This is a genomic window from Allorhizobium sp. NPDC080224, assembly GCF_050281005.1.
Classification (GTDB): Bacteria; Pseudomonadota; Alphaproteobacteria; order Rhizobiales; family Rhizobiaceae; genus Allorhizobium.
The window spans coordinates 432,545-455,299 of sequence record NZ_JBNNWJ010000001.1 but is presented as its reverse complement, the minus strand read 5'-3'; the positions used below and the strand labels follow the sequence as shown (position 1 = coordinate 455,299).

General features: G+C 62.4%; 24 protein-coding genes, 1 tRNA gene and 1 riboswitch. Of the genes, 15 read left to right on the top strand and 10 right to left on the bottom strand.

All coding sequences use genetic code 11. From position 1 onward, the window contains the following. Window positions 1-115 precede the first annotated feature (115 nt). Together ACQKP1_RS02285 and ACQKP1_RS02280 are read left to right on the top strand one after the other, a co-directional pair. Window positions 116-1,033: a sulfite exporter TauE/SafE family protein gene (locus ACQKP1_RS02285; protein ID WP_203019437.1), complete on the top strand. Its 918-nt coding sequence runs from the start codon at window positions 116-118 to the stop codon at window positions 1,031-1,033. 1 nt (window position 1,034) lies between these two features. Further along, window positions 1,035-1,838: a TIGR02186 family protein gene (locus tag ACQKP1_RS02280; RefSeq protein WP_203019436.1), complete on the top strand. Its 804-nt coding sequence runs from the start codon at window positions 1,035-1,037 to the stop codon at window positions 1,836-1,838. A gap of 3 nt (window positions 1,839-1,841) precedes the next feature. Here ACQKP1_RS02280 and pdeM read toward each other — a convergent pair whose 3' ends face one another. The 4 genes from pdeM to ACQKP1_RS02260 all read right to left on the bottom strand — a co-directional run bounded on the left by pdeM (window position 1,842) and on the right by ACQKP1_RS02260 (window position 6,876). Next, a complete protein-coding gene (pdeM, locus tag ACQKP1_RS02275) occupies window positions 1,842-2,558 on the bottom strand; it encodes a ligase-associated DNA damage response endonuclease PdeM (RefSeq protein WP_427276379.1) in 717 nt (238 codons plus the stop codon). 56 nt (window positions 2,559-2,614) lie between these two features. Beyond that, entirely contained in the window at window positions 2,615-5,134 is a 2,520-nt protein-coding gene (locus ACQKP1_RS02270; protein WP_427274038.1) for a ligase-associated DNA damage response DEXH box helicase, read from the bottom strand. Window positions 5,135-5,183: 49 nt separating this feature from the next. Further along, entirely contained in the window at window positions 5,184-5,822 is a 639-nt protein-coding gene (locus tag ACQKP1_RS02265) for a YitT family protein (RefSeq protein WP_427274037.1), read from the bottom strand. Window positions 5,823-5,937: 115 nt separating this feature from the next. Beyond that, window positions 5,938-6,876: a methyltransferase domain-containing protein gene (locus ACQKP1_RS02260; protein ID WP_427274036.1), complete on the bottom strand. Its 939-nt coding sequence runs from the start codon at window positions 6,874-6,876 to the stop codon at window positions 5,938-5,940. A 167-nt stretch (window positions 6,877-7,043) separates the two neighbouring features. On the opposite strand from ACQKP1_RS02260, the gene ACQKP1_RS02255 reads away from it, so the two are divergent. Genes ACQKP1_RS02255 through ACQKP1_RS02245 form a run of 3 tightly spaced genes read left to right on the top strand, consistent with a single transcriptional unit; the run spans window position 7,044 to window position 9,198 of the window. After that, window positions 7,044-7,310, top strand: a complete 267-nt coding sequence (locus tag ACQKP1_RS02255; protein WP_203019432.1) for a DUF6460 domain-containing protein — start codon at window positions 7,044-7,046, stop codon at window positions 7,308-7,310. Between the two features lie 7 nt (window positions 7,311-7,317). Then, window positions 7,318-7,815 (top strand): CAP domain-containing protein, encoded by a 498-nt coding sequence (locus tag ACQKP1_RS02250; RefSeq protein WP_427274035.1) that lies wholly within the window; start codon window positions 7,318-7,320, stop codon window positions 7,813-7,815. Window positions 7,816-7,851: 36 nt separating this feature from the next. Then, the gene (locus tag ACQKP1_RS02245; RefSeq protein ID WP_427274034.1) at window positions 7,852-9,198 is read left to right on the top strand and encodes an MATE family efflux transporter; all 1,347 of its coding nucleotides are present in this window, start codon (window positions 7,852-7,854) and stop codon (window positions 9,196-9,198) included. On the opposite strand, the gene ACQKP1_RS02240 is transcribed toward ACQKP1_RS02245, so the two are convergent. After that, the gene (locus ACQKP1_RS02240; RefSeq protein WP_427274033.1) at window positions 9,174-10,262 is read right to left on the bottom strand and encodes a quinone-dependent dihydroorotate dehydrogenase; all 1,089 of its coding nucleotides are present in this window, start codon (window positions 10,260-10,262) and stop codon (window positions 9,174-9,176) included. The two genes, ACQKP1_RS02245 and ACQKP1_RS02240, sit on opposite strands and share 25 nt — an antisense overlap. Further along, a complete protein-coding gene (locus ACQKP1_RS02235; protein ID WP_427274032.1) occupies window positions 10,262-10,618 on the bottom strand; it encodes a DUF952 domain-containing protein in 357 nt (118 codons plus the stop codon). The genes ACQKP1_RS02240 and ACQKP1_RS02235 overlap by 1 nt, the downstream gene beginning before the upstream one ends. A 99-nt stretch (window positions 10,619-10,717) precedes the next feature. Here ACQKP1_RS02235 and ACQKP1_RS02230 point away from each other — a divergent pair, with 99 nt between their 5' ends. The 5 genes from ACQKP1_RS02230 (at window position 10,718) to ACQKP1_RS02210 (ending at window position 13,914) form a co-directional block, all read left to right on the top strand. Beyond that, window positions 10,718-11,149: a hypothetical protein gene (locus ACQKP1_RS02230; protein WP_427274031.1), complete on the top strand. Its 432-nt coding sequence runs from the start codon at window positions 10,718-10,720 to the stop codon at window positions 11,147-11,149. Between the two features lie 121 nt (window positions 11,150-11,270). Then, on the top strand, window positions 11,271-11,918 hold the full coding sequence (locus ACQKP1_RS02225) for a response regulator (RefSeq protein WP_054149065.1): 648 nt from the start codon (window positions 11,271-11,273) through the stop codon (window positions 11,916-11,918). Between the two features lie 115 nt (window positions 11,919-12,033). Continuing rightward, entirely contained in the window at window positions 12,034-12,702 is a 669-nt protein-coding gene (locus tag ACQKP1_RS02220) for a S24 family peptidase (RefSeq protein WP_427274030.1), read from the top strand. A gap of 12 nt (window positions 12,703-12,714) precedes the next feature. Then, window positions 12,715-13,446, top strand: a complete 732-nt coding sequence (locus ACQKP1_RS02215) for a thermonuclease family protein (RefSeq protein WP_427274029.1) — start codon at window positions 12,715-12,717, stop codon at window positions 13,444-13,446. A gap of 54 nt (window positions 13,447-13,500) precedes the next feature. Continuing rightward, window positions 13,501-13,914, top strand: coding sequence for a tellurite resistance TerB family protein (locus ACQKP1_RS02210; RefSeq protein ID WP_203019418.1), 414 nt, complete (start codon window positions 13,501-13,503; stop codon window positions 13,912-13,914). A gap of 5 nt (window positions 13,915-13,919) precedes the next feature. Here ACQKP1_RS02210 and ACQKP1_RS02205 read toward each other — a convergent pair whose 3' ends face one another. Further along, on the bottom strand, window positions 13,920-14,792 hold the full coding sequence (locus ACQKP1_RS02205) for a transporter substrate-binding domain-containing protein (RefSeq protein WP_203019417.1): 873 nt from the start codon (window positions 14,790-14,792) through the stop codon (window positions 13,920-13,922). Between the two features lie 195 nt (window positions 14,793-14,987). Between ACQKP1_RS02205 and ACQKP1_RS02200 the strand changes: the two genes are divergently transcribed. Both ACQKP1_RS02200 and ACQKP1_RS02195 read left to right on the top strand, forming a co-directional pair. Continuing rightward, complete coding sequence (locus ACQKP1_RS02200) at window positions 14,988-16,799, top strand: glycosyltransferase family 2 protein (RefSeq protein ID WP_427274028.1); 1,812 nt, start codon at window positions 14,988-14,990, stop codon at window positions 16,797-16,799. A 62-nt stretch (window positions 16,800-16,861) separates the two neighbouring features. Further along, the gene (locus ACQKP1_RS02195; protein ID WP_427274027.1) at window positions 16,862-17,413 is read left to right on the top strand and encodes an NADPH-dependent FMN reductase; all 552 of its coding nucleotides are present in this window, start codon (window positions 16,862-16,864) and stop codon (window positions 17,411-17,413) included. Between the two features lie 11 nt (window positions 17,414-17,424). Here the strand turns inward: ACQKP1_RS02195 and ACQKP1_RS02190 are convergent. Both ACQKP1_RS02190 and ACQKP1_RS02185 read right to left on the bottom strand, forming a co-directional pair. Further along, window positions 17,425-17,498: transfer RNA gene (locus ACQKP1_RS02190), tRNA-Gly, on the bottom strand. A 60-nt stretch (window positions 17,499-17,558) separates the two neighbouring features. After that, window positions 17,559-18,656, bottom strand: coding sequence for a 2'-deoxycytidine 5'-triphosphate deaminase (locus ACQKP1_RS02185; RefSeq protein WP_427274026.1), 1,098 nt, complete (start codon window positions 18,654-18,656; stop codon window positions 17,559-17,561). A gap of 73 nt (window positions 18,657-18,729) precedes the next feature. Further along, window positions 18,730-18,808: riboswitch (SAM riboswitch) on the top strand. Window positions 18,809-18,853: 45 nt separating this feature from the next. Between ACQKP1_RS02185 and ACQKP1_RS02180 the strand changes: the two genes are divergently transcribed. From ACQKP1_RS02180 to ACQKP1_RS02170, 3 genes are all read left to right on the top strand, one after another. Further along, on the top strand, window positions 18,854-20,032 hold the full coding sequence (locus ACQKP1_RS02180) for an O-succinylhomoserine sulfhydrylase (RefSeq protein ID WP_427274025.1): 1,179 nt from the start codon (window positions 18,854-18,856) through the stop codon (window positions 20,030-20,032). Window positions 20,033-20,222: 190 nt separating this feature from the next. Beyond that, on the top strand, window positions 20,223-20,615 hold the full coding sequence (gene apaG, locus ACQKP1_RS02175; protein ID WP_006727954.1) for a Co2+/Mg2+ efflux protein ApaG: 393 nt from the start codon (window positions 20,223-20,225) through the stop codon (window positions 20,613-20,615). A gap of 79 nt (window positions 20,616-20,694) precedes the next feature. Beyond that, window positions 20,695-21,639 carry an MYG1 family protein gene (locus ACQKP1_RS02170; RefSeq protein WP_427274024.1) on the top strand — a complete coding sequence of 315 codons (945 nt, stop codon included), beginning with the start codon at window positions 20,695-20,697 and terminating at the stop codon, window positions 21,637-21,639. Window positions 21,640-21,719: 80 nt separating this feature from the next. Here ACQKP1_RS02170 and ACQKP1_RS02165 read toward each other — a convergent pair whose 3' ends face one another. Then, window positions 21,720-22,709: an Hsp33 family molecular chaperone gene (locus ACQKP1_RS02165; RefSeq protein WP_427274023.1), complete on the bottom strand. Its 990-nt coding sequence runs from the start codon at window positions 22,707-22,709 to the stop codon at window positions 21,720-21,722. Window positions 22,710-22,755: the final 46 nt, after the last annotated feature.

Below are 22,755 nucleotides of genomic sequence, written 5' to 3'. Positions count from 1 at the left end.
GGGGAGCAAGTCCGATCAAGGACTTGCGCCTATCCAGCATGAGAGAGAACGAGGGGCTGAATGCCCTGACGTGACCGCGCGCCAACGCGCGGCTTCCCGCATTTGAGGTCCTGACGTGACGATCTATCTGCCGATCGCCGAGTTGTCGGTCAACGTGTTCATCATTCTTGGAATGGGCGCGGCTGTCGGCTTCCTCTCGGGCATGTTCGGCGTTGGCGGTGGCTTCCTGATTACGCCACTCCTGATCTTCTACAACATTCCTCCTGTCGTCGCCGTTGCGACCGGCGCCAACCAGGTCGTCGCTTCCTCCGTATCGGGCGCCATCTCGCATTTCCGGCGTGGCTCGCTGGATATGAAACTCGGAACGGTCCTGTTGATAGGCGGTCTCGTCGGCGCGACGATCGGTGTCTTCATTTTCTCGTGGCTCAGGCGTCTCGGCCAGCTCGATCTAATCATCTCGTTGCTCTACGTGATCTTCCTCGGAACCGTCGGCGGGCTGATGCTGGCGGAGAGCCTGCGGGCGCTTCGCCGGGCCGCCCGCAACGAAGCCGTCCCGCTGAAGCGGCCAGGGCAGCATAATTGGGTGCATCGCCTGCCCTTCAAGATGCGCTTCAAGAAATCGAAAATCTATCTGAGCGTCATCCCAATTCTTGCACTCGGTTTCGGCATCGGCATCCTGACCTCGGTCATGGGCGTCGGCGGCGGCTTCATCATGGTCCCGGCCATGATCTACCTGCTCCGCATCCCGACCAACGTGGTCGTCGGGACCTCGCTCTTCCAGATCATCTTCACCACCGCCTATACGACGATCGTCCAGGCGGCGACGAACTATTCCGTCGACATCGTACTCGCTTTCATCCTGATGGTGGCCGGCGTGATTGGCGCGCAATATGGCGTGCGTGTCGGCCAGAAGCTGCGCGGTGAACAGTTGCGCGCGTTGCTCGGGCTTCTCGTGCTCGCGGTCGGTGTGCGTCTTGCGGTCGAACTGGTCGTGACGCCCGACGACATCTACTCGCTGGCGATCGGAGGCTGAGATGAAGGCAGCTTTTCTCGCTCTCGCCCTGGCTACCCTCACCGCTTGCTCGACCCCGGCGGCGGCCCAGGATCCGCTAACGACGCAGCTTGCGGAACGCGAAGGCCTTGAGATCGGCATCTCGACCAGCGAGATCGCGATCACCTCGGACTTTTCTGGCGCTGATCTCACCGTCTTTGGCGCACTCACAAACACCGACCAACTGCTTCTTGCCATCGGGCAATATGATATCGTTGTGACCCTGGAAGGGCCACGTGACTGGACAACCGTGCGCCGCAAGGAGCGGCTGTTCGGGATCTGGGTCAATCGGACGTCGCTGACCTTCGAGCGAATGCCGATCTCTTATTCCTTGGCAAGCACCCGGCCGGTGGAAGAGATCGCGGAGGACGGGGTTCTGACTTCTCTCGGCATCGGCATCGATCACCTCGCGCTGACGCCCACCGGTTTCATCAGCAATTCCGCGAACCTCCGCGAGTTTCGCGAGGCATTCCGCAGGCTGAAACAGAATGGCGGCCTCTACCAGCGCGACACAGGCGGCGTGCGCTTCGTGTCATCGAGCCTGTTTCAGGCGAGGTTGCGGCTACCCGCCAATATCCCCAATGGCGTTCATACGGTGCATGCCTACCTGTTCAAGTCGGGCGAGTTCATCGGGGAGAGGGAATTGCCGTTGCGAGTCATCAAGACGGGTCTGGAAGAAGCGATAACAGAAGCCGCCCATCAACAGCCCCTGGCCTACGGCACATTTGCCGTGCTGCTTGCCTTGATCACGGGATGGGCTGCGAGCCTGATCTTCCGGAAGGATTGAGGTTCAACCCAGCAGGTTGCCGTAGCGAACCGAATAGATCCGGTCGCGGCCGAGCAGGTGGGCGATCAGGTCGGTACGGGCGAAGAGGCCAGTGAAAGCTTTGTGGCGCAGATCGAGGCCGCCGGTGATGACGCCGAAGGACGGCATCACCATGCGCAGGCCATCTGTCGCAAAGCATGGACGGCGGACCGATTTTTCGCGGCGGCGTACGGTGGCTGAGGGATGGAGGTGGCCCGCGACCTCGCCCTTGCCATGGGCGAGCGAAGGCTCGTGGCGGAAGGTGAGGCCTGCGAGCGAAAACTCATCCATCGACACGCCCGGCAAAGCCGTCGTGCCATCAGGATCATGGTTGCCGTTGATCCAGACGATGTCTCGTCCGGCAGCAAGCGCCAGGATCATCTCGCGGAAGACAGGGGGCATCAACGCCGAGCCGACGCGGTCATGGAAATTATCGCCGAGGCTAATGATCGTCGCCGGCTGGTAACGCGTCACCACGTTCTCGAGCAGACGAAGCGTTGCCAGCGTGTCGTAGGGCGGCAGTAGTTGCCCGCGCCTTGCAAAGGCCGCGCCCTTTTCGAGATGCAGGTCGGAGACAACTAGGGTGCGGTGGTCGGGCAGATACATGGCGCCGGTCAGATCACAGACCGCGGCTACGCCCGAAAGCGCAATCTCGGCCATCGTTTCCAGTGTCTCTGTTGGCGCGAGGCGCCTTGCCGTCATACCCGTCATGTCTTCATTCCGCAGCATCAGGCCTCGTCATAGCCGCTCCGCATGATTCATGCCATGGCTTCGGCGATCAGATCTTCCGCCGCCATGGACAGCACATGCTCCTGGGCCTCGCCAGCGACCGGCTCCTTGCCGATCTCCAGCATGACCGGCACGGCGAGCGGCGAGATCTGCGTCAAGCGCTTGTGCAGGATGTGCCCCTTGATTCGCTCCAGCATATCGGCAAGGCGGGCAATGTCCAAAAGTCCGGCGGCGGCATCCTGTCGCGTCGCCTGCATGAGGATATGGTCCGGCTCGTGGCTGCGCAGCACGTCATAGATCAGGTCGGAGGACACCGTCACCTGCCGGCCGGACTTTTCCTTGCCAGGATGGCGCTGCTCGATCAGGCCGGCGATGACCGCGCAGTTGCGGAAGGTGCGCTTCAGCATGAAGCTCTCGTCGAGCCAGGTTTCGAGATCGTCTCCCAGCATGTCCTGATCGAAGAGGTCTGCGAGGCTGAGTGCTCCCCGCGCGATCAGCGAGCCCATGTCCTCCAAGGCCCAGATCGCGAGGGCATAATCGGTCGCGACGAAGCCCAGCGGCTTGGCGCGCATGCGTTCCAGCCGACGGGTCAAGAGCATGCCGAGCGTCTGATGCGCGAGCCGTCCCTCGAAGGCATAGATCACCATGTAGAAGCGCTCGCCGCGCGGAAAGGTCTCGATCAGCAGATCGCCGCGTTTGGGCAGAACCGACTTCTCCGCCTGCAGCGACAACCAGTCGCGCACCTGATCCGGCAGCGCCGTGCGGCGATCGGGGTCGTCGAGCATGGCGCGCACCTGCTCGGCGAGATAGGTCGAGAGCGGGAACTTGCCGCCGGCATAGGCCGGGATTTTCGGATCCATCGAAAAGGCGTTGGATACGAGGCATTCGTTGTCTCTGATGCCCTCGAAGCGCAGCACCTTGCCCGAAAAGAGGAAGGTATCGCCCTGGGTCAACTGTTCGAAGAAATACTCCTCGACTTTGCCGAGCGTCATGCCGCCGCGGCCGATGGAGCCGAGATGGTTGCGCTTGACCAGCCGGACATTCAGCATCGGCATTTCGACGATGGTGCCGAGGTTGAGGCGATACTGCTGGGCGACCTGCGGATTGGACACGCGCCATAAGCCGTCCTTGCGGCGGCGGATGCGGGCGTAGCGTTCGTAGGTGCGGAGCGCATAGCCGCCGGTCGCGACGAAGTCGACGATGCGGGCGAAGGTCTCGCGCGGGAGCGCTGCATAGGGAAGCGCCGTCGTCACCTCGCGGTAGAGCTCCTCCTCATCGAAGGCATCGGCGCAGGCCATGCCGAGCACATGCTGGGCCAGCACGTCGAGCGAGCCTTCGCCGACCGGCGGCGTGTCCTGGGCGCCGATATAGTTGGCATCGAGTGCGGCCTGGCATTCCATGACCTCGAAACGATTGGCCGGAACGAGAATGGCGCGCGAGGGCTCGTCCATCCGGTGATTGGCGCGACCGATACGCTGGGCAAGTCGCGAGGCGCCCTTGGGCGCGCCGACATGGATGACGAGATCGACGTCACCCCAGTCGATGCCGAGGTCGAGGGTCGAGGTGGCGACGACCGCGCGCAGCCGGTTTTCGGCCATGGCGGCCTCCACCTTGCGACGCTGGGAGACGTCGAGCGAACCGTGATGCAGCGCGATCGGCAGGTTGTCGTCATTGACCGTCCAGAGCTCCTGGAAGAGCATCTCGGCCTGGGAGCGCGTGTTGACGAAGAGCAGCGTCGTCTGGAAGTCCTTGAGGACCTTGTAGATCTCAGGAATGGCATAGACCGCCCGATGTCCGGACCAGGGGATGCGATCTTCTGTCTGGAGGATGGTGATATTGGGTCGCGCACCGCCCTCGACCGTTATCAGGCCGGCTGCCGCCTCCTCGTCCGGCCGCTGTGCGACCAGCCAGCGGCGCAGATCCATAGGCTGGGCGACGGTTGCAGAAAGCCCGATGGTCTTCAGATCAGGAGCCAGTTTCCGCAGCCGCGCCAAACCAAGCGACAGCAGATGGCCGCGCTTCGAGGCTACGAGCGAATGCAGTTCGTCGAAGATGACGAAGCGCAAATCCTTGAAGAACCTGATGGCATCGGAATGAGAGAGCAGCAGGGCCACCTGCTCCGGCGTGGTGAGAAGAATATCCGGCGGATTGGTCTTCTGCCGCTGGCGCTTGTGAGCCGGTGTGTCGCCGGTGCGGTTCTCGATGGTGATCGGAAGCCCCATCTCGGTGACGGGCTTCATCAGGTTGCGCTCGATATCAACGGCGAGCGCCTTGAGCGGCGAGATGTAGAGCGTGTGAATGCCGGTGAATGCCTCGCCCGGTTTCTTGTGGCCTCGCTCGGTCAGTTCGGTCAGCGACGGCAGGAAACCTGCGAGCGTCTTGCCTGCCCCGGTCGGCGCGATCAGGAGAACGCTCTCGCCGCCATTCTCGCCGGATCTCGCCCGGGCTAAAAGCTCCAGCTGATGGTCACGCGGTTGCCAGCCCTTTTCGCCGAACCAACGGACGAATGGGGCAGGCAAAAAAGCAAGGGCGGAATCAGCTATCGTCACCGCCCCAAGGTAGTGGACGCGCGCGGAAAGAGAAGGGGCGAAAGAGCTCTCACCTCAGCGCGATATATCGGTCCGAGCGGTGGTTGATCGCGAGGAAGAGGTTCAACACCACGGCGCCGATGACAGAATAGAGCACCACGGAAGGACTGACGACGGCGAAGGCCAGCGCCATGACGCAGAGGTCGAAAGCGAGCTGCACAAGGCCGGCGCGGATGCCGAAGCGGTCCTGGATGTAGACGGCGAGAATGCCGAGGCCGCCAAGGCTGGCGCGGTGGCGGTAGAGTGCCAAAAGGCCGAAGCCGAGCAGCAGGCCGCCGAGGATCGCCGCCCAAATCGGCGCGATGCTCTGAATGACGAGGAAGCGGCTCTCGATTTCGACGATGAAGGAGGTGAGGCCGACGGCGACAAAGGTCTTGATGGTGAAATCGAGACCGACACGGCGGAGCGACAAGATGTAGAAGGGCAGATTGAGCAGGAAGAAAAGAAGACCGAAGCTCCAGCCGCTCCAGTAGTGGAGCACGAAGGCAAGACCGGCCATGCCACCGGTCAGAAGTCCGACCTGAGCGAGGAAATAGAGCCCGAGTGCGGCGATCAGGCTGCCGGCCAAGATGCCCTGCAGATCTTCCGCCGGCGTGTGGCGTGTCGGGTTCGAATTCCAGATTCCCAGCATGCTCGTCAACGGCGCCATCTTGCTCTCCAGACCTTGACCTCCCAAGTACAAATTGTACCCGAGATCCCCTGGGAAACAAGGAGGATAGGTCAGCAAAACTGACCTATCGCGCAAATCGCAAGAAAGCTGCTCGTCAGGCCTTCCGGCCAGCAAGAAACAGTATGCCGGAGACTGGTTTTCCGCCATCCATGCGAATGGTCGTGTGCAGGAGCTTCACGAGGTCAAAGCCGTTTTCATCGAGACGCTGTCTCACATGCTGCTCGGTATGGGCATAACGCAGGCTCGGCGCCAGGAGAAAACCGTCGCCGTCGCCTGCGTCTTCAATCGAGAAAGCGAAGAGCGAGCCCGGTTTCAGAAGCTGCGCTGCAAGCGCAAAAGCGTTGGCGAGGTCACCCAGATACATCAGCACGTCAGCCGCGGAGACGAGATCGGCACGATTTTCTGCGAGGCCATCATCGAACAGGCCTGACTCCGTCGCCTCGAGCGACAGATCGGCCTTCGCCAGGAAATCGTAGAGTTCCTTTTCCTCCGCCTTGGCGAGCATGTTGGCCGAGAGGTCGAAGCCTTCCAAGCGGCTCACTCTGTCGCGGATCTCGGCGCCGAAAAGTCCCGTGCCGCAGCCAAGGTCGACAGCCAGATCGAAGCGCCTGTCATTATGCTCGACGATCAGCCGGGCGAGCTTGGCCGGAACTGAATAATCGAGCTTCTCGACTAGGGCCGTATCGAAACGATCGGCATAATCATCGAAAAGCGCCTCGACATAGCGAGAGGGTGGCTGGTCCGGGATATCTTCCGCCCCGAGCAGAGCCAGTTTCAGCTGCGCGCCGAACAGATCTTCCGGGTCGAGCACAAGCAGTCTACGCAGAGCGGGTATCGCCTTTTCTGCCTGCTCGGCCTTTTCCGCATAATCCGCAAGACGCAACAGACCGGCCGGCCAGTCCGGCACCAGTTCCAAGGCCTGTTCCATCAATTCGACTGCTGCCTCATGTTCGCCATTCTCAGCGAGCATGCGCGCATAGTCGGCACGGCGGTCGGCGATGACGTCGCCGGACGAGAACTGGGTGGGGTGCATCGAAGAGATCCTTGCGCCTGCCAGCATGGGGTGATCCAGCATGGAGCGGGCGCGCGGTCTTGACCGATCCCCAGAAAAAACTCAAGTCCTATCGCAAGCCGCTGCTTTGCCAGCTTGCAGGGCGGGCCGACCGGGCCCATATCAGCGAACGACAACAGGAGACACGCATGGCTGATGGCCTCAATCGATTTCTCGGCGACACGCCGGGCCGCACGATCGTCAAGCTGATCGTCGTTTCGCTCATCGTTGGCTTTGTGATGTCGATCTTCGGGCTTGATCCGATGGATCTTCTCGAGGGCATCCGGTTCTTCATCATCGACCTCTGGTATACCGGCTTCGACGCCCTTGGTCGGGTCGGGCAGTATCTGCTGATTGGCGCGACAATCGTCATTCCCGCCTTCATCCTGCTCCGCCTCTTTGCATCACGGAGCTGAGGGCGTCATGGCCGAGCCTGTCTTGCACCGCCGCCGGCTGATCCTGATCTCGGCCGGCATGTTGACGGCAGCGATCGCCGGCTGCCGCTCCTCCGACATCCTCAATCCCGACAACGGTCAGTCCCGGGCTGAGACGGCCGCCGCATTGCCGATGGTCAACCGGCTTCGGCAATCTCGTGGCCTCTCCTCCCTCTCCCGCAGTCGTCCCGCAGAAGTGGCGGCCATCGCCCAGGCAAAACGCATGGCACGCGCCGGCGAGATGTCGCATCTGATCGGCTTCAACGATAGTTTCGGCGCCCGCATGAAGGGACATGGCGTACCCTTGCCGGCGGCCGAAAACATCGCGGCGGGTCAGGATAGCGTCGAGCGTGCCGTGCAGGCCTGGATCGACTCCAAGCGGCACCTCGACAACATGACCGGCAGCTTCAACGGGCTCGGCGTCGCCGTTGCCTGGGATTCCGCTTCCGGCAACCGCCCCTATTGGGCCATGGTGCTCTCGGCCTGAGTGATTCTGTCACTCCGGTCCCCACCGGAGCACAGCATGCACAGCCCGTCACTCCCCGCCTCCAGACCGATCGAGGTCACCCATCGCAGCGTGCTGGCGATCGCCGTGCCGATGACCCTCGGTTTCGTCACTACACCGCTTCTGGGGCTCACCGATACCGCCGTCGTCGGACGCAGCGGCGATGCGGCCCAACTGGCAGGGCTCGCGATTGCTGCAGCTCTCTTCGACCTTCTCTTCGCCTCCTTGAATTTTCTGAGAGCCTCGACGACGGCCCTCGTCGCCCAGGCGCAAGGACGCGGGGAGCCATCTGAACTCTTCGCCGTCTTTTGGCGCTCGATCGTCTTGTCGCTTGGTTTCGGCTTGCTGATCCTTGCCGCCTCTCCGGTCATCGTCGGCTTTGGCCCCGCGCTGATGGGTGCCGATGGGGACGTTCAAGCAGCTGCCGCGACCTATATCGGCATCCGCATTCTGGCGGCTCCCTTGACGCTCAGCAACTTCACCCTGCTCGGCTTCGTGCTCGGGCGCGGGCTCGGCTCTGTCGGGCTTGCGCTGCAGATCCTCTTGAACGGCGTCAACATCGCCATGTCCATCCTGCTTGGTCTGACATTCGGATACGGGATTGCCGGCGTTGCCTGGGGCACTGTCATCGGCGAGTTCGTCGCCATGATCGCCGGCTTCGCCTTCGTCTTCTGGCGCTACGGGCGGGCCGCCGTTCCGCAGGTCTCGATGATCAACGACCGCGCCAAGCTGATGGCGCTGTTCCGGCTCAATCGGGACATCCTGATCCGGACTTTCTCGCTGATCACTGCCTTTACCGTCATGACCCGCATCGGGGCGGGTTTCGGCGCCGTGACGCTCGCGGCCAATGCCGTTCTGATGAACTTCTTCATGATCGCCAGCTTCTATCTCGATGGCATGGCAACGGCGGCAGAGCAGATCACGGGGGAAACGATCGGCGCCAAACAGCGGCGCGCCTTCGAGCGTGCCGTGAAACTGACTGGGGTCTGGTCCTTCGGCCTGGCTCTGGCGAGCCTTGCCTTCTTCCTGGTCTTCGGGTCCGCGATCATCGGCTTCATCACCACGGCCGGCGATGTCCGCAGCGTTGCAGAGACCTATCTGATCTATGCGGCGCTGACCGCGCTGACCGGGGCACTCGCCTTTCACATGGACGGCGTCTTCATCGGTGCGACATGGTCATCCGACATGCGCAACATGATGCTCGTCGCGCTTGCCGGCTATCTTGCGACGGTCGCCGTGCTCGTGCCCCTGTTTTCCAATCACGGACTCTGGATCGCGCTCAATGTGTTTCTCGGTCTACGCGGTCTGCTGCTTCTCGCCAGACTGAAGCCGAAGACCGATCAGACCTTCACCGAAAGCCAGTGATCGAGCCTGGTGTCGCGCAATTCGCTGATATTGGCGACCGTTTCACGATCGAGCAGCGACGACAGGCCCCGGACGATCCGTCCTGGCAGCGCCGGTCCGTCATAGACCATGCAGGAATAGAGCTGCACCAAATCCGCGCCTGCGCGGATTTTCTCCAGCGCGGTTTCGGCCGAGGACACGCCGCCGACCCCGATGATCGGCAGAGCCGGGCCAACGCGCTTTCGCATACGGGCGAGAACGGCGGTCGACTTGTCAAACAGAGGTGCGCCAGAGAGGCCGCCGGCCTCACCCGCCAGCGTCGGGTCCGTCAGGCCGTCGCGTGACAGCGTGGTGTTGGAGACGATGAGGCCGTCGAGATCATGGGCGGCGGCGACCTCGGCGATGTCGTCCATGCCCTCTTCCGTAAGGTCAGGCGCGATCTTGAGGAAAACCGGCAGGCGCTTGCCGGCGCGCAGACTTTCTTCCGAACGCGCTGCGAGTACGGCAGACAGGAGCGCATCAAGGCTTTCCTTGGCCTGCAGATCACGCAGACCCGGGGTGTTTGGCGAGGAGATGTTGGCGGTGAAATAGGTCGCCACGGGATAGAAGCGGCGGATGCCGGCGACATAGTCGGCGATCCGGTCGGTCGCATCCTTGTTGGCCCCGATGTTGACGCCGACGATGCCTGAGCGATTGCCGCGCGCCGAGAGACGCGCCAGCGCTGCGGCATGGCCCTCGTTGTTGAAGCCCAGGCGGTTGATCACCGCGCGGTCGCGTTCCAGGCGGAAGATGCGCGGCTTCGGATTGCCGGCCTGCCCCTTCGGGGTCAGCGTGCCGACTTCGGCGAAACCGAAGCCGAGCGACAAGAGTGCATCCGGCACTTCGGCATTCTTGTCGTAGCCTGCGGCCATGCCGAGCGGGTTGGGGAAGTGAATACCGGCAACTGTCTGGGCCAGACGCGGATCGACAGACGCCTTGCAGGTCGGGACGAGGCCCGTTTTCAACGCGGCAATCGACAGCCCATGGGCGGTTTCCGCATCGAAGAGAAAAAGGCCGCGACGGCCGAGGGAGAAGAGGTCGAGCATCAGCGGTTCTCCGCATCGATATCCGGGAATACATGCAGTCCGTCGCCACCGAGGGCCAAGGGCTTTTCCCAGAGCACGGCGTCGAGCGGCAAGTCGGCATAAAGATGCGGAAACAGATCTCCGCCGCGCGAGGCCTCCCATTTCAGGGCCTCACCGAAGACGGCGGCATCGACCGCGACAAGCAGCAGATCGGACTGTCCGGCAAAATGCAGACGCGCAGTCTCCACCGCCTGGGCTCCTGTCGAAAAATGGATGTAGCCGTCCTTGAGATCGACGGGCGCGCCTTTGAAAAGGCCCGCGTCGCGTGCCTCCTGCCATAATTCTCGCGGCACGATCTTGTATATGGTCTTGTCCAAGGTCCGGTCTCTCGCAGATCATCAGGGTCGAGGTGGGTTTGCCGCAAACGCGGCCAAATGTCCACGCCGGGAGATACGGACGACAGGAGGAGAGACAAGATGTCCATCGGCAAGACAGTTCTCACACTGGCGGCGCTCTCGCTCGGCGCTTCCTTCGCCATGGCGCAGGATGTTGCCACCGACCGCTTCACGCTCGAGAAATCCGAAAGCGGCTTCGTGCGGCTCGATCGGCAGACAGGGGCCGTGACACTCTGCACCGAAGCCGAGGGCACGCTCACCTGCCGGATGGCGGCAGACGAACGTGCCGCTTACGACGCGGATCTCGCCCGGCTGGAGAAACGGGTCGAGGCGCTGGAAAAGCAGGTGGCAGAAGGTATAGCTGCCAAAAGCGGCGAGCTTCCGAGCGACGCGGAGATCGACCGCTCGATCGGCATCATGGAGCGCTTCATGCGGGCTTTCTTCGGGCTGGTGCAGGAATTTCAGGGACAGGAGCAGGATCAATCGGGGGACCCCGTTCCGGACAGAACCTGACCACGAAAAGGCCTCGTTCACCCATTCGTTGCACGACCATTGTCTAGTGCGCCGTCAAGCGCTAAAAGAATGAGACGCATTCGCGCGCAAAATGACATCGCTCTTGGGAGGGGGCTGTGACATGGCTGCATCGACCTTCATCATCGCCGACGACCATCCGCTGTTCCGGGGCGCCCTGCGCCAGGCCGTGACCGGCATAGACGGCACGCAAACCATCATCGAGGCCGGCGATTTCGAAGCTGCCCGCAAGGCGGCCGCCGAGCATTCGGATGCGGACCTCATGCTGCTCGATCTCGCCATGCCCGGGGTCTCCGGTTTTTCCGGATTGATGGCGCTGCGCGCCGAATTCGCGAGCCTGCCGCTGGTCATCGTCTCCGCCACCGACGATCCCGTCACCATCCGCCGGGCCCTTGAGCTCGGGGCCTCCGGCTTCATTTCAAAGTCGGCGGGGATCGATGAGATCCGCGCATCGATCCAGTCGGTGTTGGAAGGTGATATCGCCACGCCTGCAAGCTATCAGGGCGGGCAGGAGACGGATCCTGACGTGGCCGATCTGATCAACCGGCTGCGCACACTTACGCCACAGCAAAGTCGTGTGCTCGGCATGCTCGGCGAAGGCCTGCTCAACAAGCAGATTGCCTATGAACTCGGCGTGTCGGAAGCGACGATCAAGGCGCATGTCTCGGCGATCCTGTTGAAGCTCAAGGTGGACAGCCGCACCCAGGCCGTGATCCAGCTCGGCAAGATCAACATGGCCATGGTCGCCTGAGGCAGACGAGAGGATTTTATTCCTTTTTGCTTTACTAACGGCCCTTGCTGATCTATTGTTTTCGCCATTGCCGGACCGGGGATCCGAAGTGTTCCGGCGCTGAAGAGGCGCGAACATGCTTTCGCATGACAGCATATGGGCCGCGATCGATCGGCTGGCGGAGCAGCATTCGCTGACGCCATCAGGTCTTGCGCGCCGTGCAGGCCTCGACCCCACCTCCTTCAACAAATCCAAGCGTATCGGGGCCGATGGCCGGATGCGCTGGCCCTCGACCGAATCCATCGCCAAGGTGCTGGAAGCGACTGGCGCCAGCCTCGACCAGTTCATGCGCTATGTCTCACCAGACGCCTTGCGCGGCAACCCGCTGCCGCAGGGGACATTTCCGCCGCAGGCAAGCTCGATCCCCCTGCTCGGCATGGCACAGGCAGGTGCCGGCGGCTTTTTCGACGATGGCGGCTTTCCGGCCGGTCAGGGCTGGGATCTCGTCGAGTTTCCGGCAGCCCCGGGCCGCAACAACGGGGTCTATGCGCTGGAGGTTCAGGGCGAAAGCATGAAGCCGCTCTACCGGGACGGCGACATCCTCATCGTCGAGCCGGGTGCCCAGGTTCGACGTGGCGACCGCGTCGTGGTGAAGACCCGTGAAGGCGAAGTCATGGCGAAGATCCTGGCACGGCAGAGCGCGAAATCGATCGAGTTGCAATCGCTCAATCCGGACCACCCTCCGCGCATGCTGGACATGGGCGATGTCGAATGGGTAGCGCGCATCATCTGGGCGAGCCAATAGGAAAACGCGCCTATGCGACGGATCAGCACCTTCATCGCCGGCGCGATCGGGCTCCTCTTGTGGGGCTATCTCGTCATGGCAGCCGGAGCGACGCTCCGTGACGATCCCGTCGACTACAATCTCGAGGATCTGGACGTACCAGATCCGTCGGAGCTCGACCTACCCGATGTCGGCTCCTTGCAGGATGACACGGTCGAAGAACCGGCAGTGATCGAAGCAAGGCGGCAGGTGCGCAGCATCGAGCCGGATGCTTTCGGATCTCCGGCCTTTGCCGACGCGCAAGACCTCGAACGGGTGGCGGCGCGGGCACCTTTGTCCACCGCCGCCGAGCGCACGAAACCGAAAGTGGTTCTCCTGCATCGGCCGTCGAGCCTCGCCGCTGGGGTCGTCGCCTTCGGACCGGATCAACGCGTTCGCCTGGCCGATCTGATCGAGACGCCTGTGGACCTCAGCTGTACTACAGCGGAGGGCGACGTCTGGCCCTGTGGCGCCATGGCGCGCACGCAGCAGCGTCAGTTCCTGCGCAACCGGTCGCTCACCTGCGAAACCGGCGCCACCGCATGGCAGGGCGAGATCCGCACACGATGCTGGGTCGGCGTTCAGGATGTGTCCTCCTGGCTTGCAAAATACGGATGGGCAGAGGCGGAGCCGGGCTCCGCACTCGCCGCACTGACCGAGGAAGCCCGTGCCGCAAGACGCGGGCTTTTTGGTGAGCCCGTACAACGCGCCGGCACGCTCCCTTGAAACGCCCAGCCGTCCCTCCTACTCTTTGCCCACTGCAACTGGAAACCATCTTACATGAACAAGCCCGTATCCCCGGAAGAAGCCCTGATCTTCGTCATGGTCATGGCGTCCGCCGTCGACAATGCCATGGCCGAAAAGGAACTCGTGCGGATTGGCCAGCTGATCGACATTCTTCCGGTCTTTGAGAATTTCGACAAGGAGCACCTGATCGAGGTGTCGCAGCGCTGTGCAACCCTGCTTTCCGGGCCTGAGGGTCTGGACATCGCGCTCGAAACCATTCGCGACGCCCTGCCGGAATGGCTGCATGAGACCGCCTATGCGCTGGCTGTTGAAATCGTCGCGGTCGATCTGACCATTCGCGCGGAGGAAATGCGCCTGCTGCAGTTGCTCCGCGATCGCCTTGCGCTCGACAAGCTCACCTGCGCCGCCCTGGAGCGCAGCGCCTCTGCCCGCTATCGCCGGGTCTGACCGGCTCAGAAAAGCCCAACCGGGAAATAGCGCAGATAGATTTCTTCCAGCCGCCCGTCCTTTGACAGCGCCGCAAGCGCGCTTTCAAGCGCGGCGGCAAGGGCTCCATCCTGCCCGCCGACCATGATGGTCATGCCTTCGCCGAGATGGCGCTCGGATAGATAGGGCCCATCGAGAAAGCTGCAGCAGCCGACAGCTTCAGGGCTCATCATCCAGAAGGACAGTTGTAGGGCATCCGCGAAGACCGCTTCGACCTCCTTCTCCTTCAGTCCAGTCATGAGGGCGCCCTGATCCTCGAAGGTCGTCGGCGTGATGCCGGGAAAGAAAGCCTTCAACATGGCTTCATGCGCGGTATCCCTGACGACACCAACCTTCCGACCGGAGAGCGCCTCGACATCCTGACGAGCAAGGGCAATGTCGTTTCGCATCAGGAAACGTGCGGGCAACAAGAGATAGGGTCGCGTGAAATTGAACTTTCCGCGCAGGTCTTCCGTGACCGCGACGCCCGCCATCACCGCTTCCCCCTGCCCACTTTCAAGCGCCGACGTCAGCTGCTCATACGGCAGGGCCTGGATCTGGCAACGTGCCTGAAGGCCCAACTCATCGCACAGCGCGCGGGCAAGATCGACATGGAAGCCAGTTAGCCGACCGCTCTGATCGGTGAAGTTGAAGGGCGGAAAATCCGTGGTGGTCAGAAAACGCAACCGAAGAACGCTGCTGACATCCGGCCGAACCAGCCGCTCGCGGGCATCAAAAAGGACCGGAAGGTCGATCCCCTGCGCCCGCGCAGGTGGCGCGGACATGAGCGAAACGAGAAGAATCGCGGCGATCCAGGGCCACAACCCCGCAAAATCTAGGGATGTAACTTTTGCGCGCATCTCTATCATCTTCAACCGGGGTCAAGGGTGGGGCGTCGTTCAGACCGGACGACGTGTAGCAGCTTGGTGTGGACGAGGGAATACGGCCCGCGGATGGTTGCCGCGCGCCTTGGATCATTGCGGGGGCAAGACCAGCGGAGCGCGGTAGGCGCGGCCGACGTGGGAAGTTTGGCCTGGCTGAAAAGCGAAGCGCGCTTGCTCCATATACTCGGCATTTCCAAGCCGCTGATTGCCCGCATGGCAAAACGCGCAGCCGCCAACGGGACCTCCGTCGAGGCCGAACTGCTCGCCAGTGGCGTCATCGAGGAAGAGGCCTATTTTGCGGGTCTGGCGCGGATGTACGGCTTGCCGTTCCTGCCGGAGATCGACCCTTCGCTGCTTGTGGATCATACGTATAGCGACACCCAGCTCGCCGAGCCGCGCATGCTGCGGCTCCACTACAGCGACCGGCCGCCGGTCGTGGCGATTGCTCCGCACATCCTCAACATGGAGGGTCTCGCAAAACGCTTCGGTCGGAACGGACCGGGCGCGGGCACCCTCATCGTCACGACACCGAGCGCCATCCGGCATGCCAGCTGGAAGGTCGGGGAGAGCAGACGCGTGGGCCAGGCCGTGCGCGGTCTGTTCGACACGCTGCAGCCGCTTTCGGCGCGGCTCGTGGTGACCGGGGACCAAGGCTTCATCGCCGGCGCCGGGCTCTGTTTGATCTGTCTCTTTGCGATCATGGCGCCGATGCTCGCCGCCGTCATCAGCCACCTTGCGCTCTCCCTCTTTCATACGGCAGCTCTCATGCTGCGCATGGCCGTCGTCTCGCATGGGCGACGCCACCGGGTCTTAGAAGCAAAGCTCGAATATGGCAGCGATGTTCTGCCGGTTTACACGGTCATGGTGGCGCTTTACCGGGAGGCCGATGTGGTTCCGCAACTGCTCGCCGCCCTCGATGGGCTCGACTGGCCGCGTAGCCTCCTGGATGTGAAGCTAGTTTGCGAGGCCGATGATCACGCGACGATCGAGGCGATCCGCCAGTTGAATCCCGGTCCGCATGTCGAGGTGGTGGCCGTGCCGGCCATGGCGCCGCGCACCAAGCCCAAGGCCCTCACCTATGCACTGGCTGGCGCACGCGGCGAGTTCCTCACCATCTACGATGCCGAGGATCGGCCACATCCGCAGCAGTTGAAGGAAGCCTATCACGCCTTCCGGCTCGGTCCGGCCGATCTCGCCTGCCTGCAGGCGCCGCTGGTGATCGGCAATGCTGGCGAAAGTTGGATCAGCGCCATTTTCGCGCTCGAATATTCGGCGCTGTTCCGCAGACTGCTGCCGGCCCTCGGCTATTATCGTATGCCGCTGCCGCTTGGTGGCACCTCCAACCATTTCAAAACCGCCCTCCTCAGAGACAGCGGCGGCTGGGATCCCTACAACGTCACCGAGGATGCCGATCTCGGCATGCGCCTCTACAGAATGGGGTATCGCTCCTCGACCCTCACGCTGCCAACTCATGAGGATGCGCCGACCGAGTTCCGGATCTGGCTCGCGCAACGGACCCGCTGGTACAAGGGATGGCTGCAAACCTGGCTGGTGCTGATGCGCAAGCCCCTGCAAACTGCGCGCGACATGGGATTTTTATCCTTCCTCGCCTTTCAGCTGCTGGTCGGCGGCATGCTGATTGCAGCGCTCAGCCACCCCGGCCTAATCGTCTTCCTCACATTTCTGGTGATCTCGCTGATGCAGGCCCCGGCTGCGCAGCCGAGCCTCTTCACGACGATCATGCTCGCCATGGACATCTTCAACATCCTCGGGAGCTACGCGATCTTTTTCGTGCTTGGCGCAACGCCGATGAGCAAGGGCGAAAAGGAGGGCGTCGGCTGGAAATGGGCGATGATCCCGGTTTACTGGATGGCCGTGTCGCTTGCGGCATGGAAGGCCGTGATCGAACTGAGGCTGAAGCCGTTCCACTGGAACAAGACACCGCATCGGCCAAGCGAAGCGGTTTTGCAGGCGTCCGAGTGATTGCTCCAAACCCGGTCGCACATTAGTGTCGAAGCAACGCATCCAACCGGGAGACGAGGATCATGGTGGCACTGCTCGGCATTTCGGGAAGCCTGCGCAAGGGCTCGCTCAACACGGCTCTGATGCAAGCCGCCGCAGCCTTGCCGGCAGACGGTTACCGGATGGATACAGCCGGCATTCACGGCATACTGCTTTATGACGGCGATCTCGAGGAAGCCGAGGGCATCCCAGCAGCTGTGGCGGCTCTGAAAGAGAAGATCATTTCCGCCGATGGCGTCATCCTGTTCACGCCCGAATACAACAACGGCATCCCCGGCGCGTTCAAGAACGCAATCGACTGGCTGTCGCGTCCGTCGTCTGACATGGCTCGAGTCTTCGGTGGAAAGGCCTTTGCGCTCGTCGGCGCGTCGCCTGGAAATTTCGGGACGCTGCTCAGCCAGAACGCCTGGCTCTCGGTGCTGCACACGCTCGGTTGCCGGACGTTTTCAGAGAAGCGGCTGATGGTGTCGCGGGCGCATACGCTGTTCGATGCCGAGGGCAAGCTGACGGACGAAGCGACGGCAAAGCGGCTCGGCGACCTGCTAGCAGCGTTTGCGAAGTTTGCGGGGAAATAGCGAGAAGAGTCTGGAGCGGGTGAAGGGAATCGAACCCTCGTATTCAGCTTGGGAAGCTGCTGCTCTACCATTGAGCTACACCCGCGACGGGGAGAGGAATCCAACAGTTCGCTGCCAGTGTCAAGCGCTGGCAGCGACGCCTGCCTCAGGGCAAACGGAAGTGTTTCGACAGCTTCAGGCCCTGCGCCTGATAGTTGGAGCCGAGGCCCGTGCCGTAGAGGCCTTCCGGGCGCTCCTGCATGTGTTCGTAGACCAGGCGGCCGATGACCTGGCCGTGTTCGAGGATGAAGGGCACTTCGTGGCTGCGGACTTCCAGAACCGCGCGACTGCCTGAGCCACCGGCGGGCGCATGGCCGAAGCCGGGATCGAAGAAGCCGGCATAATGCACGCGGAATTCGCCGACCAAGGGGTCGTAGGGTGTCATCTCGGCGGCATAGAGCGGCGGCACATGCACGGCCTCATTCGAAACGAGAATGTAGAACTCGTCTGGATCGAGGATCAGTTCATCGCGACCGCGGCTGTAGAGTGGTTCCCAGAAATCCAGCACCTCGTGGGCGCCTTTCAGGTCGACGTCGATGACCGAGGTGTGGTGCTTGCCGCGATAGCCGATCAGGCCTTGCGGCCCCGATCCCTTCAGATCGATCGACAGCGCAATGCCACCGCCCGAGACATTTGGCATGTCGCTTGCGACCAGCGTCTCGGCCTTGTGCAGGTCGAAGAGTTCGGCCTCGCCGAGCAGCGCCTGTCCGGTGCGGAAGCGGATCTGCGACAGGCGCGATCCACGACGCACGATGATCGGGAAGGTGCGCGGCGAGATTTCGAGGTAGAGCTGGCCCTTGTAGCCGGCCGGCACCTTGTCGAATTCCTGGGCGTAATCCACCATTACGCGGGTGAAGATGTCGAGGCGGCCGGTCGAGCTCTTCGGATTGGTAGACGCCGAGATCTCCGCGGGCAGATCGAGGCTTTCCATCAGGGGCACGATGTAGACGCAGCCGGTTTCGAGCACCGCTCCGTTTTCGAGATCGATCTCGTGCAGGGTGAGCCGCTCCAGCTTTTTGGCAACGGTGTGGCCGCGCCCCGGCATGAAGCTGGCTCGCACACGGATCGCCTTGCCGCCCAGACGCAGGTCGAGGCTTGCCGGCTGGATCTGGTCCTTGTCGAGCATGACCTCGCTCTTCAGCTGGCCGCCACCGAACAAGGCGCCGATCGCGCGATCGGACAAAATCCCGGGTTTCAAGGTCATGATCTCAATCCTGTTTGGGCCCGACAAAACCAAAGCCCACCAATTGACGCAAGGCCCACGAAGGCGTAAGGCAGCCTTATCCCGTGGTGATTTGGCCGGTCGGCTTGCAGCCACGTTAAACAAGTGGCTAAATAGACCGGGTTTACGAAACCGGTCCGTTCACGCGACCGGTTTTTTTGTGTTCGAAAGGCACGTGCATGAGCAAGAACTGGCGCCCGGCCACCACCCTCGTCCATGGCGGCACGCTGCGCTCTCCTTATGGCGAGACGTCTGAAGCGATCTTCCTCACCCAGGGCTTCGTCTATGAAAGCTCGGAAGCGGCAGAAGCCCGCTTCAAGGGCGAGAACGACGGCTATATCTACGCCCGCTATGGCAGCCCGACCAATGACATGTTCGAAAAGCGCATGTGCATGATGGAAGGCGCCGAGGATGCGCGTGCGGTGGCGTCGGGCATGGCCGCTGTTGCCGCTGCCGTACTCTGCCAGGTCAAGGCCGGCGACCATATCGTCGCTGCCCGCGCCCTGTTCGGCTCCTGCCGCTATGTCGTCGAGACGCTGGCGCCCCGCTACGGCGTGGAATGCACGCTGGTCGATGGTCGTGACCTTGCCAACTGGGAAGCGGCGATCCGGCCGAACACCAAGGTGCTGTTCCTGGAAAGCCCGACCAATCCGACGCTCGAAGTGATCGACGTCGCAGGCGTCGCCAAGCTCGCCGATCAGATCGGCGCGAAGCTGATCGTCGACAACGTCTTTGCGACCCCCCTCTTCCAGAAGCCGCTCGAACTCGGCGCGCATGTCGTCGTCTATTCGGCGACCAAGCATATCGACGGTCAGGGCCGCTGCCTCGGTGGCGTCGTCTTGTCGTCGAAGGAATGGATCAACGAGAACCTGCACGACTATTTCCGCCATACCGGCCCTGCCATGTCGCCGTTCAATGCCTGGACGCTCTTAAAGGGCATGGAAACGCTGCCGTTGCGGGTGAAGCAGCAGACGACGAGTGCGGCAGCGATTGCCGATTTCCTGGCGGACCAGAGTGCCGTTGCCAAGGTCATCTATCCAGGCCGTAAGGACCATCCGCAGGCCGACATCATCGCCAAGCAGATGACGGGCGGTTCGACGCTGGTCTGCTTCGAGCTGAAGGGTGGCAAAGAAGCGGCATTCAAGCTGCAGAACGCCATGGAGATCGTCAAGATCTCCAACAATCTCGGCGATGCAAAGAGCCTGATCACCCATCCGGCAACCACGACCCACAAAAACCTGACCGACGAAGCACGCGCCGAACTCGGCATCTCCGGGGGCACGGTTCGCTTCTCCTGCGGGATCGAGGATACCCAGGACCTGCTGGACGACTTCGCACGGGCGCTCAAGGCCATCTGAGCGCCAGACACGCGCTCAGCAACGCAAATATTTCAGCCGCGACAGGCGTTGCGGCTGGAGCATTGCCCTTGACGTAAGGAGTTGCGTCGTTATCCCTTCAAAAGGCACGGTGTTTGTGTGTCGCCCTTGCTGCCGCCACAATGAGCGCCATCTCTATCACTGTTGATGACAAGCTTTTCAGGGTCCAGGCATGTATCGCGCGCTGACACGGGACATAGAGGTTCTGGTCGAACCTTACTATCTCGAGGAACAGTCGGACCCCGATGACAGTCGCTATGTCTGGGGTTACCGGATCGTGATATCCAATCACTCGGGCAAACCTGTGCGGTTGACCCATCGCTACTGGCACATCACCGACCAGAACGGTCAGGTGGATGAGGTAAGCGGCCCGGGCGTAGTGGGCGAGCAGCCGCGCCTCGATCCCGGCGACACTTACGAATATTCTTCCGGCTGCCCGCTCGATACGCCCTCGGGCATGATGTATGGCACCTACCGGATGGAAACCGACGACGGAGAGACCTTCGACGTCGAAATACCTGCCTTTTCCCTCGACAGCCCAGGCATGGTCCGCACCCTCAATTGACGATTGCCAGTTGAGTTGACCGGCCCCAGCCGCTATCTGATGGCATCGATCGCGACGCCATCCAGAGGGCTAAACCGGCATGAGCATTACCCATCTCGTCACCCATAGTGGTGGCTTCCATGCCGACGAACTCTTGTCGAGCGTGATCCTGACACGGCTCTATCCCGATGCGACGATCGTGCGCAGTCGCGCGCCGGACTGGATCACTCCGGCATCCGACCGGATCATCTATGATGTCGGCGGCGCCTATGATGCCGAAGCGCAGATCTTCGACCATCATCAGCGCGGCGCACCGCTTCGCGACGATGGACAGCCCTACAGCTCCTTCGGGCTCATCTGGAGGCATTACGGGCGCGCCTATCTTGCAGCCATGGGTCTCCCTAGCACTCATGTCGAGGCGGTCCACCAGAGCTTCGATGCGAAGTTCGTTCTGCCCATCGACCTGATGGACAATGGCGCGCTCAGCCCGGCAACGGCCGGGCCACTGGCCGATCTCACCCTGCCGAGCCTGCTCGAAACGCTGAAGCCTGTTTTCGACAACAAGGAGCCCGGAGCCGACGATCGCGGCTTCCAGTCCGCCCTTTCGATTGCACGGATGATCGTTGAAGCTGCCATCGGCCAGCGGGCGGCGAAGCTGCGCGCCGAGACGATGGTGCTGGAAGCGATCGCAGCAACAGGGGACGCTCGCGTCCTCGAATTGCCGATGGGCATGCCGTTCCGCCCGGCCATCGTCAAGGCAGGCGCCGACCAACTGCTCTTCGTCGTTCATCCACGCGACAAGGACTGGTGCATCACCGGAATCCGCAAGGCGGAAGACAGTTTCGAGCAGCGGGCAGATCTACCCGCCGCCTGGGCAGGCCTGAGCAACGGTGACCTAGAGGCTGCCTGCGGCGTCAAGGGCGCCACCTTCTGTCACAATGGCCGCTTCATCGCGGCAGCAAATTCGCGGGACGCGATCCTCGCCATGGCGGACATCGCCGTTGAGAAAGCGATCGGCGCTCACCCGGCATCATCGGAGGCGTAAATCCTCCCGGCGCTTGCTACATGCAACCAAAGAAAAGGCCGGATCGCTCCGGCCTTTCTCATCTTCGGCATTCCGCTTGATCAAGCCGGCGTCAGTTCGCCAGGCTCGAAATCATAGTTGGTCGAGCAAAATTCGCAGGTCACCGTAATCGTGCCGTCTTCCGTGCTCGCCTCGATCTCTTCGGCGGAGAAGCCCTGGAGAACACCCTTCAGGCGCTCGCGTGAGCAACTGCAGCGGTCGTAAACTGCCTGCGGTTCGTAAGCCCGCACACCGCGCTCGTGGAAGAGGCGGAACAGCAGCCGCTCGATACCCACCTGCGGATCGGTCAGCTCATCCGCATCGATCGTCTCGACCAGCACGCGAGCCTCATCCCAGGTATCGTCGCCGTGCAGATCTACATCGCGGTCGTCGCCGTCGCCGCCATGCAGATCGGGCTGGCGCATCCGCTCTGGCGCATCCGGCAGGAACTGCGCGATGAGACCCCCTGCCCGCCACGTGCGACGTGGTTTGCCGTCTGCATCCCGATCGAAGAGTTCGGCAGCGCCCAGGCGGACACGCGTCGGGATCTGTTCCGACTGGCGGAAATAGACACCGGCGATGTCTTCGAGCGATGTTCCGTCGAGCGGCACGATGCCCTGGTAGGGCTGCATGAAGGAGCCCTGGTCGATGGTGAAGGCGAGCACGCCCGCGCCGAGCAGCTCCTCGGGCGAGGCACGACCGGCAGCAACGGCATCGGCGACCGCCTGCTCGTCGAAGCGGGCATAGGCGCGCACGTTTTCAGGCGAGCTGAAATCGGCAACCAGCAGGTCGACCGGGCCGTCACCCTTGGTCTGGACCGTGAACTTGCCCTCGAACTTCAGCGACGTCCCGATCAGCACGGTCAGGACGATGGCTTCGGCGAGAAGCCGCGCGACCGGCGCCGGATAGTCGTGGCGGTCGAGAATGGAATTGATCAACGGTCCGAGCTGGACGGCACGGCCGCGCACATCGAGGCCCTCCACCTGGAAGGGAACCACACGATCGTCACCGGCGAAACCGAATTCGCCGAGTTCTGCTTGTCTCATCGACATGAATGTACTCCCGGCGCTTGAAGCGCCAAACGCTGGGCCCGAGCGG

What these genes read in the sequence shown, in the direction of transcription:
- ACQKP1_RS02280 (WP_203019436.1), top strand. Translation starts at nt 1,035, where the DNA reads ATGAAGGCAGCTTTTCTCGCTCTCGCCCTGGCTACCCTCACCGCTTGC.
- pdeM (WP_427276379.1), bottom strand. Translation starts at nt 2,558, where the DNA reads ATGACGGCAAGGCGCCTCGCGCCAACAGAGACACTGGAAACGATGGCC.
- ACQKP1_RS02265 (WP_427274037.1), bottom strand. Translation starts at nt 5,822, where the DNA reads ATGGCGCCGTTGACGAGCATGCTGGGAATCTGGAATTCGAACCCGACA.
- ACQKP1_RS02260 (WP_427274036.1), bottom strand. Translation starts at nt 6,876, where the DNA reads ATGCACCCCACCCAGTTCTCGTCCGGCGACGTCATCGCCGACCGCCGT.
- ACQKP1_RS02255 (WP_203019432.1), top strand. Translation starts at nt 7,044, where the DNA reads ATGGCTGATGGCCTCAATCGATTTCTCGGCGACACGCCGGGCCGCACG.
- ACQKP1_RS02250 (WP_427274035.1), top strand. Translation starts at nt 7,318, where the DNA reads ATGGCCGAGCCTGTCTTGCACCGCCGCCGGCTGATCCTGATCTCGGCC.
- ACQKP1_RS02245 (WP_427274034.1), top strand. Translation starts at nt 7,852, where the DNA reads ATGCACAGCCCGTCACTCCCCGCCTCCAGACCGATCGAGGTCACCCAT.
- ACQKP1_RS02240 (WP_427274033.1), bottom strand. Translation starts at nt 10,262, where the DNA reads ATGCTCGACCTCTTCTCCCTCGGCCGTCGCGGCCTTTTTCTCTTCGAT.
- ACQKP1_RS02230 (WP_427274031.1), top strand. Translation starts at nt 10,718, where the DNA reads ATGTCCATCGGCAAGACAGTTCTCACACTGGCGGCGCTCTCGCTCGGC.
- ACQKP1_RS02225 (WP_054149065.1), top strand. Translation starts at nt 11,271, where the DNA reads ATGGCTGCATCGACCTTCATCATCGCCGACGACCATCCGCTGTTCCGG.
- ACQKP1_RS02220 (WP_427274030.1), top strand. Translation starts at nt 12,034, where the DNA reads ATGCTTTCGCATGACAGCATATGGGCCGCGATCGATCGGCTGGCGGAG.
- ACQKP1_RS02215 (WP_427274029.1), top strand. Translation starts at nt 12,715, where the DNA reads ATGCGACGGATCAGCACCTTCATCGCCGGCGCGATCGGGCTCCTCTTG.
- ACQKP1_RS02210 (WP_203019418.1), top strand. Translation starts at nt 13,501, where the DNA reads ATGAACAAGCCCGTATCCCCGGAAGAAGCCCTGATCTTCGTCATGGTC.
- ACQKP1_RS02205 (WP_203019417.1), bottom strand. Translation starts at nt 14,792, where the DNA reads ATGCGCGCAAAAGTTACATCCCTAGATTTTGCGGGGTTGTGGCCCTGG.
- ACQKP1_RS02195 (WP_427274027.1), top strand. Translation starts at nt 16,862, where the DNA reads ATGGTGGCACTGCTCGGCATTTCGGGAAGCCTGCGCAAGGGCTCGCTC.
- ACQKP1_RS02185 (WP_427274026.1), bottom strand. Translation starts at nt 18,656, where the DNA reads ATGACCTTGAAACCCGGGATTTTGTCCGATCGCGCGATCGGCGCCTTG.
- ACQKP1_RS02180 (WP_427274025.1), top strand. Translation starts at nt 18,854, where the DNA reads ATGAGCAAGAACTGGCGCCCGGCCACCACCCTCGTCCATGGCGGCACG.
- apaG (WP_006727954.1), top strand. Translation starts at nt 20,223, where the DNA reads ATGTATCGCGCGCTGACACGGGACATAGAGGTTCTGGTCGAACCTTAC.
- ACQKP1_RS02170 (WP_427274024.1), top strand. Translation starts at nt 20,695, where the DNA reads ATGAGCATTACCCATCTCGTCACCCATAGTGGTGGCTTCCATGCCGAC.
- ACQKP1_RS02165 (WP_427274023.1), bottom strand. Translation starts at nt 22,709, where the DNA reads ATGTCGATGAGACAAGCAGAACTCGGCGAATTCGGTTTCGCCGGTGAC.